9 protein-coding genes are annotated in these 12,491 nt (G+C 72.4%); 5 read left to right on the plus strand and 4 right to left on the minus strand.

Annotated features, from left to right (window positions below):
• Positions 1 to 91: 91 nt before the first annotated feature.
• The 3 genes from ACFYWQ_RS38120 to ACFYWQ_RS38130 form a co-directional block, all read right to left on the minus strand.
• Positions 92 to 1,639: a helix-turn-helix domain-containing protein gene (locus ACFYWQ_RS38120; protein ID WP_389523601.1), complete on the minus strand. Its 1,548-nt coding sequence runs from the start codon at positions 1,637 to 1,639 to the stop codon at positions 92 to 94.
• Positions 1,640 to 1,824: 185 nt separating this feature from the next.
• Positions 1,825 to 3,414 carry an MFS transporter gene (locus tag ACFYWQ_RS38125; protein WP_389523603.1) on the minus strand — a complete coding sequence of 530 codons (1,590 nt, stop codon included), beginning with the start codon at positions 3,412 to 3,414 and terminating at the stop codon, positions 1,825 to 1,827.
• A 125-nt stretch (positions 3,415 to 3,539) separates the two neighbouring features.
• Positions 3,540 to 4,013, minus strand: coding sequence for a MarR family winged helix-turn-helix transcriptional regulator (locus tag ACFYWQ_RS38130; protein ID WP_389523606.1), 474 nt, complete (start codon positions 4,011 to 4,013; stop codon positions 3,540 to 3,542).
• A gap of 178 nt (positions 4,014 to 4,191) precedes the next feature.
• Between ACFYWQ_RS38130 and ACFYWQ_RS38135 the strand changes: the two genes are divergently transcribed.
• The 3 genes from ACFYWQ_RS38135 (at position 4,192) to ACFYWQ_RS38145 (ending at position 7,113) form a co-directional block, all read left to right on the plus strand.
• Positions 4,192 to 4,812: an L-threonylcarbamoyladenylate synthase gene (locus tag ACFYWQ_RS38135; RefSeq protein ID WP_389523610.1), complete on the plus strand. Its 621-nt coding sequence runs from the start codon at positions 4,192 to 4,194 to the stop codon at positions 4,810 to 4,812.
• A 203-nt stretch (positions 4,813 to 5,015) separates the two neighbouring features.
• Positions 5,016 to 5,771 carry a dienelactone hydrolase family protein gene (locus ACFYWQ_RS38140; protein ID WP_389523613.1) on the plus strand — a complete coding sequence of 252 codons (756 nt, stop codon included), beginning with the start codon at positions 5,016 to 5,018 and terminating at the stop codon, positions 5,769 to 5,771.
• Between the two features lie 148 nt (positions 5,772 to 5,919).
• Entirely contained in the window at positions 5,920 to 7,113 is a 1,194-nt protein-coding gene (locus ACFYWQ_RS38145; RefSeq protein ID WP_389523616.1) for a glycoside hydrolase family 64 protein, read from the plus strand.
• A 62-nt stretch (positions 7,114 to 7,175) separates the two neighbouring features.
• Here ACFYWQ_RS38145 and ACFYWQ_RS38150 read toward each other — a convergent pair whose 3' ends face one another.
• A complete protein-coding gene (locus ACFYWQ_RS38150; RefSeq protein ID WP_389523619.1) occupies positions 7,176 to 9,584 on the minus strand; it encodes a M4 family metallopeptidase in 2,409 nt (802 codons plus the stop codon).
• A gap of 312 nt (positions 9,585 to 9,896) precedes the next feature.
• On the opposite strand from ACFYWQ_RS38150, the gene ACFYWQ_RS38155 reads away from it, so the two are divergent.
• Positions 9,897 to 10,724: an MHYT domain-containing protein gene (locus ACFYWQ_RS38155; RefSeq protein WP_389523623.1), complete on the plus strand. Its 828-nt coding sequence runs from the start codon at positions 9,897 to 9,899 to the stop codon at positions 10,722 to 10,724.
• 133 nt (positions 10,725 to 10,857) lie between these two features.
• Positions 10,858 to 12,363 (plus strand): metallophosphoesterase family protein, encoded by a 1,506-nt coding sequence (locus tag ACFYWQ_RS38160; protein WP_389523626.1) that lies wholly within the window; start codon positions 10,858 to 10,860, stop codon positions 12,361 to 12,363.
• The last annotated feature ends 128 nt before the right edge of the window (positions 12,364 to 12,491 follow it).

Consider the following 12,491-nt stretch of genomic DNA (forward strand, 5'->3'; position numbering starts at 1 on the left):
GCTCCGGTCGTACCCCCGCGACGTCTCGAACCTACGTGCTCGGCGGGCGACTTGGGAATCGTGCCGGTGCCCGCTCGTCCGGCCGGAGGGCTCACCTGTGCACAGGTGCGTCCGGAAGGCCCGATTGCGCCGGGTGGAGGCGGGGCCGGTCGAGGTCACCGGTGATCAGATGGGCGAGGACGACCTCGTACAGGTCGCTGCCGGCGGCGAGGAGCTGGCGTTCGAGGACGGGTTCGGCGCTGCGGACGTGCTCGCGGACGGTCTGGGCGTGGACGCCGAGCAGGTGGGCGGCGCGTTCGGCGTTGCCGCCGGCGGCGATCCAGGTGCGCAGGGTGCGGCGCAGGTCGCGGGGGTCGGTGTCCAGACGGGTGAGCAGGTCGCCGGCCCAGGAGTGCAGGGCGGGCCCGGTGAGCAGGTCGTCGAGGTGGACGGGGGCCGTGGCGGGGCCGCTGCCCAGGTCGTCGAGGCCGGCCTGCGCGGTGAGGGCGAGGTGGACGGCGGCGCGGACGGTGAGGTCGGCGAAGTCGGTGCCCAGGAGGGTCTCGACGCGTTCCATGCGGGCACGGACGGTGTTCCGGCTGACGCCGAGGACCTTCGCGGTGTTGACGGCGGTGAACTCCAGGCCGAGGCGGGTGGTGGCGAGGAGTTCGGCGCGGGTGTGGTGCGGGAGGGTGTCGAGGGGGCGCAGCAGACGGGTCGTCCAGGCGTGCACGACGGCGGGGTCCATCAGGCGTTCGGGGTGGGTGCGTTCGGCGTGGACGGCCGCCTTGCCGGGGCGGAAGTGGGCGACGGCGAGGGCGCTGACGGCCTGTCCGTAGGCGGTGGCGGTGTGGGCGAGGCCCTGGGGGAGGCTGCCGCCGAGGAAGGTGTCGGGGTGCCGGTCGCACAGGCCGCGCAGGGCGGGGCCGGCGGTGTCGTGCGGGGCGACGACGATGACGTGGGCGTCCATGGCGGGGCAGCGGACGACCAGGGCGTGGTCGCGGGTGGCGGCGATGCACGCCTCGGCGAGGCGGTCGCGGTCGTCGGGCGTGCTCTCGACGACGTAGACGCAGGCGGTGTCGGTGTCGAGGAGGCCGGGCCACAGGCCGGCCGCGACCCGGCGGGCGGCGACGGTGTCCTCGACCATGAGCAGCTGGAGGATGGCCAGGCGCAGGTCGGAGGTGGCGCGGGCGAGGCGCTGTCCGGTGGCGGTGGTGCGTTCGGCGCACAGCAGCAGGGCGAGGGCGGCCGTGGTGTGGGTGACGACCTCGGAGGTCCGCCGGTCGAAGGGGGCGGTGCGGGAGACGGTGAGGACGCCGGCGCCGGCGGGCGGCGGCAGGTCGACCCGCAGCAGCCGCAGGTGGCGGCCGTCGTCCTCGCAGGCGGCGGAGGCGATGCGGCCGGCGACGATGTCGGCGGCCAGGTCCTCGTCCAGGGAGACGGTCCGGCCGGCGAGGAGGGTGCCGGCGTCGTCGCGCAGGGAGACGGTCGCGTCGACGGTGGCGGCCAGCCAGTCGACGATCCGGCGGACGTCGCGTGCGGTGGGGCGCAGGTGGTCGAGGAGTTGCTGCTCCCACGTCGACTCGGCGGAGTCCGTCACGTCCGTGTGACGTTTCCCGTCCCCGTCCGTGTGACGTTTCTCGGCGTCCCGGCCAGCCATGTGTCGGCGTTCTCCTCGTCCTCGCGGCCCCGGTCGGGGCCGAACCCGTCATATCGGTCAGGGACGTTACCTCACCCGGGCCGCGCGCCCGCCCACCGCGCCCGCGGGTGCGGGCGGAGCGGGCGGGCGCGGCGACGGAGCGGGTGGCCCGTCGGCAGGGGAGGGAGCGGCCGGGAGGGGTCCGGTCACTCGGACGGCGTGGACCTCCGCATGCCGACGGCGGCCAGGACCGCGCCGACGACGCACAGCAGGCCGGTGACCACGGACGCCGTGTGCAGGCCGTTCATGAAGGCCTGGTCGCTGCCCTCGACGACGGCCGCCCGCAGCTGCGCGGGCATGCCCTCGGAGACGGGGGCCACGCCCATGGCGACGGCGTCCTCGGCCTCCTTCAGCCCGGCGGCCGCGGCGGCGGGGACTCCGGCGCGGGTGAGCTCGCCGCCCAGGGTGGAGCCGACCTCGGCGCTGATCACGGAGACCAGGACGGAGGTGCCGAGGGCGCCGCCGATCTGGAGGGTGGTGGCCTGGAGGCCGCCGGCGACGCCGCCGTCCCTGACGGGGGCGTTGCCGACGATGGCGTCGGAGGAGGCCGCCAGCACCATGCCGACGCCGAGGCCGAGTGCGACGAACGGCGGCCACATGGTGGCGTAGGAGGAGTCGGTGGACCAGGTGAGCATGCCGAAGCAGGCGGCGGCCTGGAGGACCATGCCCAGCGGCATGCAGAAGCGGGCGCCGAACCGGCCGGTGAGGGCGGCGCCGAGCGGGGAGGCGACGAGCGAGGCGAGGCTCAGCGGGAGGGTGCGGACACCGGCCTCGACGGGGGTGTAGCCGCGCACGTTCTGGAGGTACAGCATGATGAAGAAGATCGCGCCGAGCATCACGAAGAAGTTGAGCGCGGTGACGACCGCGCCGATGGTCAGCGCGCGGCTGCGGAACAGGCGCATGGGCAGCAGCGGGTGTTCGACGCGGGTCTCGTACCGGCCGAAGACGGCGAGGAGGACGAGTCCGGCGAGGACGGCGCCCCAGGTGCCGGCCGCGGTCCAGCCCCAGGTCTCGCCCTTGACGACGCCGAAGACGAGGCTGAGCAGGCCGAGGGCGAGCAGGATCACGCCGGGGACGTCGAAGCGGTGGTGTCCGGTGGAGTTCCTGGACTGCGGCAGGACGAGGGCGCTGAAGACGAACGCGACGACGCCGATGGGGAGGTTGATGTAGAACACCGACTCCCAGCTGACGTTCTCCACGAGGAGTCCGCCGACGATCGGGCCGAGCGCGGTGGAGACGGCGGAGACCATGGCCCAGATGCCGACCGCCATGCCGAACTTGCGGGGCGGGAACACCGCGCGCAGCAGTCCGAGGGTGTTGGGCATCAGCAGACCGCCGAAGACGCCCTGGAGGGCACGGAAGACGATGACGCCGGTGATCGAGCCGGACAGGCCGATGGCGACCGAGGAGACGGCGAATCCGGCGACGCCGGCCAGGTAGAAGGTGCGGCGGCCGAAGCGGTCGCCGAGCTTGCCGCCGAGGATGAGGGTGGCGGCGAGGGCGAGCAGGTAGGAGTTGGTCACCCATTGCAGGTCGGCGGTGGAGGCGTTCAGGTCGCGCCCGATCTCCGGGTTGGCGATGGCGACGACGGACGCGTCGAGCTGGACCATGAACAGGCCGAAGGCGACCGCGCAGAGGGTGAGCCAGGGGTTGGAGCGGAAGCGGCCGGGGGCGGCCGGGGGCTGCTCCGCGCTGCGCGCGGGCACGCCGGAGGGATCCACGGTCGTGGACGGCATGGAGAGGCCTTGTCTGTGTGCGTGAGGTGGGAAGGCGGGCGGGGCACGCGGCCGCGTCGCACGGCGGCACCGTGCGGAGGCGCCGTGCGGCGAGGGGCGTGCGGAGGGACCCGCGGAGGGAGGTGTCAGTGCGCGGCGGCGTGCAGGTGGCGCGTGAGCGACGTGAGCGCGCCGAGCGCGGAGCCGAGGGCGTCCATCTCGCCGTCGGTGAGGGCGTCCAGCGCCTCGGCGAGGTAGGCGGTCTCGAGGTCGCGGACCTCGCCGAGGCGCCGGCGCGCGGTCGCCGTCAGGTACAGGTGGGCGACGCGCTTGTCGGCGCTGTCCTGCCGGCGCTCCAGGTCGCCCTGTGCGGTGAGCTGGGAGACCAGGGTGCTGACGTTGTTGGGCTTCATCAGCAGGGCCTCGGCGGCCTCGCGGACGGTGGCGCCCTCCTGCTGCGCGACGAACTTCAGCAGCAGGAGCTGCCCCTCGGGGGGCTTGGGCAGGGGGTAGGTGGACACGACACGGCGGTCCAGGGCCCGGTGCAGCGCGGGGAGGCAGGCCGCGAGCTCGGAGGCCACGCGGTCGGTGCCCCGGGAAGGCGCGCTGGTGTCGGACATGTGTCGAGTGTAGGTATTCGCGGATACCTATGTCAAAAGAGGTACCTGGAGCTGGACCCACCGGCACCCCGGCCGACCCCGCGCGGGCCCGCCTGGCGCGGCCCGCCTGGCGCGACCCCCACGGCGCGAGGCCGATGGCCTGCGCCGCACGTTCCGCGGCACGGAATAAGCTCGGCGGATGGCGAAGTACTACGACGTGCACCCCGACAACCCCCAGCCCCGCACCATCGGCCAGGTCGCGGCGGCCATCCGGGGGGACGCGCTCATCGCGTACCCGACGGACTCCTGCTACGCGCTCGGCTGCCGGATCGGCAGCCGGGACGGTGTCGATCGGATCCGGTCCATCCGCGAGCTGGACGACCGGCACCACTTCACCCTGGTCTGCCAGGACTTCGCGCAGCTCGGGCAGTTCGTGCGGGTGGACAACGACGTGTTCCGCGCGATCAAGGCGTCGACGCCCGGCAGCTACACCTTCATCCTCCCGGCGACGAAGGAGGTGCCGCGCATGCTCCAGCACCCGAAGAAGAAGACCGTGGGCGTGCGCATCCCGGACCATGTCGTCACGCAGGCCCTGCTCGCCGAGCTCGGCGAACCGCTGCTGTCGAGCACCCTGCTGCTGCCCGGCGAGGAGGAGCCGATGACCCAGGGCTGGGAGATCAAGGACCGGCTCGACCACGTCGTGGACGGGGTGCTCGACTCCGGGGACTGCGGCACCGAGCCGACGACGGTCGTCGACTTCTCCAGCGGCGAGGCGGAGATCGTGCGCCACGGGGCGGGTGACACCACACGGTTCGAGTAGGTGACACCTCGGGCGCCCGGGTCAGGGCGCTTCTGACGGATCTCCGTGTGACGCCGCGGAGATCCGTCAGAAGCGCCCCGAGGAACGCCCCACTCACCGGGGGCCCTCACGGCCGGTTGGATGGTGCGTGCAACGATGGGTCCCGGCCGGGCCCCGCCGGACCGGTCGACTGCTCGCCGTGAACCGCGCAGAGAGGCACCCCCTTGACCTCCGTACAGGGAACCGCTGTGGACGTCCCCACCGAGGACGGCGTCGCCGACGCCTATCTCGCCCACCCCGGTGACGGGGCACCCCGTCCGGGCGTGCTGCTGTACCAGGACGCGTTCGGGCTGCGCCCGCACCTGCGGGCGATGGCGGACCGGCTGGCCGGGGCCGGGTACACCGTGCTGGTGCCGAACCTGTTCTACCGCCACGGGCGCGCCCCCGTCGTGGAGCTGCCCGAGTTCATCGACCCCTCCGCACGCCCGGAGATCTTCGCGAGCCTGCGGCCGATCATGCAGTCCCTGACGAACGACCTGGCCATGCGGGACGCCGACGCGTACCTGCGCTGGCTCGCGGAGAACCCGCTGGTCACGGGCGGTCCGGTGGCGGTGACCGGCTACTGCATGGGCGCCCGCCTCTCCCTGCTGACCGCCGGTACCCACCCGGACCGGGTCGCGGCGGCGGCCGGCTTCCACGGCGGCCGGCTGGCGACGGACACGCCGGACAGCCCGCACCTGGTGGCCGGCCGCGTCACCGCCGAGCTGTACTTCGGCCACGCCGACGACGACCCGTCCCTGCCGCCCGAGCAGATGGAGCGCCTGGACGCCGCGCTGACCGAGGCCGGGGTCCGCCACCACTGCGAGGTCTACCCGGGCGCGCACCACGGCTTCACCCAGGCCGACACCGCCGCGTACCACGAGGAGGGGGCGGAGCGGCACTGGACGGCCCTCCTGGACCTGCTCAAGCGCACGTTCTGAGGGAGCACCGAGGCGCCCGGGTGCCTTCACCCGGGCGCCTCCCCCCACCCTCCATCATTGACATGCCCACATCCCAGTGCGACCGTGAGAGCGCTCTCACGCAAGGTATGGACCAACCCCCACAGGTCTCCCCGCACGGAGGTGGAGCGTGCTGCGCACCCTCAGGTCCCGGCTGGCGGCAGCGGCGGGAGCCGCCGCTCTCGTCTGCACCCTGCTCACCCTGGGGCCACCGGCCCGGGCCGCCGTCCCCGACACCGTCCCCCTCACGATCACCAACGACTCCGGCCGCGGCGAACCGCTGTACGTCTACAACCTGGGCACCCTCCTGACGACCGGACAGCAGGGCTGGGCGGACGCGAACGGCACGTTCCACGCGTGGCCCGCGGGCGGCACCCCGCCCACCCCGGCCCCGGACGCCTCGATCGCGGGCCCGGCGGCCGGCCGGTCGGCGACGATCCGGCTACCGAAGTTCTCGGGCCGGATCTACTTCTCCTACGGACAGAAGCTGGTGTTCGGGCTCACCACCGGCGGACTCGTGCAGCCGGCCGTGCAGAACCCCACCGACCCCAACCGCGACATCCTGTTCAACTGGTCGGAGTACACACTCAACAACTCCGGACTGTGGCTCAACAGCACACAGGTCGATATGTTCTCCGCGCCGTACGCGGTCGGTGTGCAGGGCGCTGACGGCGGCACCGCCAGCACCGGGCACCTCAAGGCGGGCGGCTACGACGCGTTCTTCGCCGCCCTGCGCGGACAGTCCGGCGGCTGGGCGAACCTGATCCAGACCCGGTCCGACGGCACCGTGCTGCGCGCGCTCTCCCCGCTGTACGGGGTGGAGACCGGGGCCCTCCCGGCCGACGTCATGGACGACTACGTCAACCGCGTCTGGCAGAAGTACGCCACGACGACCCTGACCGTGACGCCGTTCGCCGACCAGCCGGGCCTCACGTACCACGGCCGGGTCTCGGGCGGGGTCCTGGACTTCACCGACTCCTCCGGCACGGTCGTGACGAGCTTCCAGAAGCCCGACGCGTCCAGCGTCTTCGGCTGCCACAAGCTGCTGGACGCCCCCAACGACGCCGTGCGCGGGCCGATCTCCCGCACCCTGTGCGCGGGCTTCAACCGCTCCACGCTCCTGACCGACCCCTCCCAGCCGGACACCTCACCGGCGGACTTCTACCAGGACGCGGTGACCAACCACTACGCCCGCGCCGTCCACGCGCAGATGGCGGACGGCAAGGCGTACGCGTTCGCGTTCGACGACGTCGGACAGCAGGAGTCGCTGGTCCACGACGGCTCCCCGGTCCAGGCGTATCTGACGCTGGACCCGCTGAGCTGAACGCGACGACGTCCCGCACCCGGAGGGAGTCCGGGTGCGGGACGTCGGTCAGGGCGTGCGGATCAGCCGGTCGTGACGGCGGTGTCGTCGACCACGAAGCTGGTCTGGAGCGAGGAGTCCTCCACGCCGGTGAACTTCAGGGTCACGGTGGAGCCCGCGAAGGAGGCGAGGCTGAAGGACTTCTGCACGTAGCCGGAGGCCGCGTTGAGGTTGGAGTAGGTGGCCAGGGTGGTCGACCCGGCGGTGACCGTCAGCTTGTCGTACTGGGTGCTGGTGGTGGTCTCGGCCGTGTCGACGTGCAGATAGAAGGTGAACGTGGTGTTGGTGCAGCCGCTCGGGATCGTCACCGACTGCGACAGCGTGTCGGTGTGGGTCGAGCCGTAGCCGTCGAGCCAGGCCTTGTAGGAGCCGGTGCGGGCCGCCTGGCTGCTGGAGTTGGTGATGACACCGCTCGACGCCGTCCAGGTGGTGTTGCCCGACTCGAAGCCCTGGTTGCCCAGGAGCTGGGCCGAGGTGCAGGAGCCGCCGCCTCCGGAGGAGCTGACCGTCCAGGTGAAGGACGCGGTGCCGGTGGCGCCGGTGGAGTCGGTCACCGTCACGGTGGTGCTGGAGGAGCCGGCCGTGGTCGGCGTACCGGAGATCAGCCCGGTGGAGCTGCTGATCGACAGGCCGGCGGGCAGGCCGCTCGCCGCGTAGGTCAGGGAACCGCTGTTGGTGCTGCTCGCCGCGATCTGGAGGCTCACGGCGGTGCCGACGGTGGCCGACTGGCTGCCCGGGTTGGTGACCGTGACGCCCGTCGACGGGACCGTGATGTGGCTGCCCACGTTGATGCCCGCGAAGGCGTTGCCGACCCCGGCGTACTGGGTGGAGCTGGAGCCGTAGAGGGCGGTGGCCGCGTTCAGGGCGGCGGTGCGGGCGCCCGCGTAGTTGGTGCTGGACGTCATGTACGTCGTCAGCGCCTTGTACCAGATCTGGAGGGCCGCGGCCCGGCCGATGCCGGCGACGGCGACGCCGTCGGAGGTCGGGCTGTTGTAGGTGACGCCGTTGATGGTCTTGCTGCCGCTGCCCTCGGAGAGCAGGTAGAACATGTGGTTCGCCGGGCCCGAGGAGTAGTGGACGTCGAGGTTGCCGATGCCGGAGTACCAGCTGTCGGCGGAGGAGCCGTCCTTGTCGGGCTCGTCCATGTAGCGCAGCGGGGTGCCGTCGCCGTTGATGTCGATCTTCTCGCCGATGAGGTAGTCGCCGACGTCGGTGGAGTTGGCCGCGTAGAACTCCACGCCCGTGCCGAAGATGTCGGAGGTGGCCTCGTTCAGCCCGCCGGACTCACCCGTGTAGTTGAGGTTCGCGGTGTTGGAGGTGACGCCGTGGGTCATCTCGTGGCCGGCGACGTCCAGCGAGGTCAGCGCGTGGGTGCTGCTGGTGCCGTCGCCGTAGGTCATGCAGAAGCAGTCGTCGTCCCAGAAGGCGTTGACGTACGCCGAGCTGTAGTGGACGCGCGAGTAGGCGGCGACGCCGTCGTTCTTGATGCCGCTGCGCCCGAACGTGTTCTTGTAGAAGTCCCACGTCACCTGGGCGCCGAAGTGGGCGTCGACACCGGCGGTCTGGGTGTTGGAGCCGGAACCGGTGCCCCAGACGTCGTCGGAGTCCGTCATCAGGGTGCCGGTGCCCGACGTGCCGTTGTTGAGGCTGTACGTCTTGTGGCCGCCGCGCGTGGTGTCGTACAGCTGGTACGTCGAGCCGGACAGCGTGGTGCCGATGGTCACCGTGCCGCTGTACTGGCTGTTGCCGGTGCCGGTCTTGATGTCCTCGTAGCGGTGCAGTTCCGCGCCGGTGGTGGCGTCGGTGATCACGTGCAGCCGGCTGGGGGTGCCGTCGTCCTGGAGTCCGCCGACCACCGTCTCCCAGGCGAGCTTCGGGGTGCCCTCGCCCGCCCAGATCACCTTGCGGGCGCTGTCGGCGGCGGGGTCCTGGGCGTCGAGCGCCTCGGCGGCCTTCAGGGCCTTGGTCTCGGCGGCCGCCTTGCCGTACGTGGGCGTGGTGGACTTGACCGAGACGGTACGGCGGTCGTTGTTGAAGGTCGTGCTCACCGTGCCGGTCGCCGACGAGGCCGGGGGCGTGTGCACGACGAGGTCGCCGCCGAGGACGGGCAGGCCCGCGTACGTGCGCTCGTAACGGGTGTGCACGGTGCCGTCGTTGTCCTTGACGACGTCCTTGACGACCAGCTTCTCCTGGGCGCCGAGGCCGAGCGACTCGGCCGTGTCCGTCGTCTTCGTCTCGGCGCTCTTGATCAGTGCCGTGCGCTGGGCGGGCGTGAGCTCGGCGGGCAGGCCGCCGGCGCGCAGGGGGCTGGGGTGAGGGGCGGCGGCGGGCTGCGCCGCCGCGGGGGTCGACGGGACACCGAGAGCGAGGACGGCGAGCGTGGAGAGCAGGGCGGCTCCGGCCGCGGTCCGCTTGCGGGGGTTGGGTCTCACTCGTACTCCTACTGCGGCGGCCGCGGGTGGCGGCCGGTGACAGACCGGGCAGACGGGTGTGCTGTCCGGCACGAGCTGAGGTGCGCGGGACCTCGAGCGCTGTGGGGGGCGGCGTGCCGCGTGTGAGCGGCAGTTGGGTGGAGGATGACAGGATTGTCCGGGGCATGTCATCCACGGATCGGAGCTTCGAGGGTTATCCCTCGGTGCGGTACGGCTCCCCCTCCCGACGGACTGGCCGGAAGGACTTGCTTTCACCGGTGGTCACACGTAGACCTTCCCCTACAACAAACGTCGCTCTGGGGGGAGTTGGCGATGGAAGGTACGATTGACGGCTTCCGGTACGGGGTGGTGACCCCGGTGGCGGCCTATGTGATGGCCTGCCTGGGAGGGGCCCTGGGGCTGCGCTGCATCGTGCGCTCGCTGATCAACGGGCATGCGTGGAAGCCGGGCTGGCTGGCCCTGGGAGCCGTGTCGATCGGCTGCGGCATCTGGACGATGCACTTCATCGCCATGATCGGGTTCCAGGTGGAGGAGACCCGGATCGGCTACCACGTCGGGCTGACCGTGCTCAGTCTGGTCGTCGCGGTCGTGGTCGTGGGCATCGGGGTGTTCGTCGTGGGGTACCGCGGCGCGGGCGGCGCGGTGCTGTGCCTCGCGGGATCGGTCACCGGGATCGGGGTCGCCACCATGCACTACCTGGGCATGGCGGCCATGCAGCTCAACGGCAGCATCACCTACGACCCGGCCGCGGTCGCCCTCTCCGTGCTGATCGCGATCGTCGCCGCGACGGCGGCCCTGTGGGCGGCCGTCACGATCCGCGGCTTCGTGACGAGCCTCGGGGCGAGCCTGGTGATGGGCGTCGCCGTGTCCGGGATGCACTACACCGCCATGGCCGCCGTCAGCGTGCATGTGCACGGCACGACGTCGTCCTGGGCCGGCGACAACCCGACCTCCCTGCTGCTGCCGATGCTCATCGGGCCGATCGTCTTCCTGGTGCTGGCCGGGGTGGTGGTGATGTTCGACCCGCTCCTCGTCCTCGGGGACGGCGAGTGGAACCCGCCCGCCGGGACCGGACGGGCCGCCCCGGCCGGCGAGCCGTCGCCCCGGAAGGCCACCGGGCGCTCGTGGAGCAGGGGCTGAGCAAGGGCTGAGAGCAAGGGCCGAGCAGGGGCGCGGCGCTCCCGCACGCGCACCGGCAACCGCCGTCCCGGACAAGGCGGTTCACCACCCCCCGGCCGGCACTCCCTCCTTGATCGATTGCTACGGTGCACCGATGGCCACATCCTCACGCGAGACCGCCGAAGGCGCCGGCTGGGGCGGCGCCGGCCGGGGCGCGTACCAGCAGCTGATGCCCGGCGACGTCCAGAAGATCTCGTGGCTGGACCCCAGGATGCTGTGGGCGGCGCGCAACGGTGTGCTGGCGTCCTGGTTCGGCGATCCCACGGGCCGTACGCGCGCCCGGTGGGTGGCGCAGCGGGAGGCCGCCGGGGCGCCGGCCGACAAGGTGATCCGGCGCACGGACCCGGACCGCTTCTCCTTCATGGTCATCGGTGACACGGGAGAGGGCGACGACCCCCAGTACGCGGTCGTACCCGGCTTCCTGAAAGCCGGTCAGGACACGCGGTTCGCCGTCCTGGCCAGTGACGTGATCTATCCCGTCGGCAGCGCGGACGACTACGACGGCAAGTTCTTCCGGCCGTACCGGGACTACCCGGCGCCGATCTACGCGATACCCGGCAACCACGACTGGTACGAGGACCTCGGCGGGTTCATGCGCGTCTTCTGCGACGACGCCCCGCCCCTGCCCGCCGAGCCCGCCCCGCGCCCGCTCACCCGGGCCTGGCTGCGCTCGCTGCTGTGGCACCGGCCCCGCCCGGACGACGGCCGCCGCCTGGCCGAGGCCCGTGCGCTGCGCTCCGCGGAGTGCCAGCGGGCGGTGCAGCCGGGACCGTACTGGGCGATCGACTCCGGGCCGGTGCGGATCATCGGCATCGACACGGGCCTGCTGGGCACCCTGGACGCCGAACAGGGCGCGTGGCTGCGGGAGGTGTCGCGGGGGCCGCGGCCGAAGATCCTCGTCACCGGCTCGCCCCTGTACGTGGACGGCGAGCACCACCCGTGCCCCATCGAGGGCGGCGGCACGGTCGACGAGATCGTGCGCGACCCGGAGCACCACTACGTCGTGGCGATCGGCGGCGACATCCACAACTACCAGCGCTACCCGGTGCGTCTGGAGGACGGCCGCACCTTGCAGTACGTCGTCGCGGGCGGTGGCGGCGCGTTCATGCACGCCACGCACACCATCCCGCGCGTCGACGTCGCCGGGGTGACCGAGGCGGACTTCCGCTGCTATCCGCTGCGCGGCGACTCCCTCGCCTTCTACAGCCGCCTGTACGGCCGCCGGCTGCGGCTGCGCCGCTTCTTCGCCCTCACCGAGGCCGAGGCCACGGCCGTGGTCGCCGAGCGGCTGGGCATCCCGCCGACCCGGACGCCGGGCGGGGAGGTCCGGCTCACCCGGCGGATCCGGCTGGTCGCCGGACTGCTCGGGGCCGGCCGCCGCCCCGACCGCGCCGCCCGCGTCCGCCTGCCCGTGCGCAAGATCTACACGCAGTTGTTCTCGCCGAGCTCGGCGACGTACAGCCCGCCCTTCTTCAAGTGCTTCCTGCGCCTGGACGTGACGCCCGAGAGCCTGCGGCTGCGCTGCTACGCGGCCACCGGCAACCGTGCCCAGGAACTGGACCCGCCGGTCGAGGACGAGTTCACCGTCCCCCTGGCCTGAACCCCGTTGCGAGAAGGAGACCGTGACGGCCGCCCCACGCCCGCCGCGGAAGCTGGGCACCGACATGGCGACGAAGCCCGGGTCCGGCGCTGGGCCGGCGGTCCGGCGTCACGGGCTGAGGCGCCCGG

Source organism: Streptomyces sp. NPDC003247, from assembly GCF_042888135.1.
Lineage (GTDB): Bacteria > Actinomycetota > Actinomycetes > Streptomycetales > Streptomycetaceae > Streptomyces.

Coding starts and splice junctions, on each gene's coding strand:
- ACFYWQ_RS38155 (WP_389523623.1), top strand. CDS start 9,897: ATGGAAGGTACGATTGACGGCTTCCGGTACGGGGTGGTGACCCCGGTG.
- ACFYWQ_RS38130 (WP_389523606.1), bottom strand. CDS start 4,013: ATGTCCGACACCAGCGCGCCTTCCCGGGGCACCGACCGCGTGGCCTCC.
- ACFYWQ_RS38120 (WP_389523601.1), bottom strand. CDS start 1,639: ATGGCTGGCCGGGACGCCGAGAAACGTCACACGGACGGGGACGGGAAA.
- ACFYWQ_RS38135 (WP_389523610.1), top strand. CDS start 4,192: ATGGCGAAGTACTACGACGTGCACCCCGACAACCCCCAGCCCCGCACC.
- ACFYWQ_RS38125 (WP_389523603.1), bottom strand. CDS start 3,414: ATGCCGTCCACGACCGTGGATCCCTCCGGCGTGCCCGCGCGCAGCGCG.
- ACFYWQ_RS38160 (WP_389523626.1), top strand. CDS start 10,858: ATGGCCACATCCTCACGCGAGACCGCCGAAGGCGCCGGCTGGGGCGGC.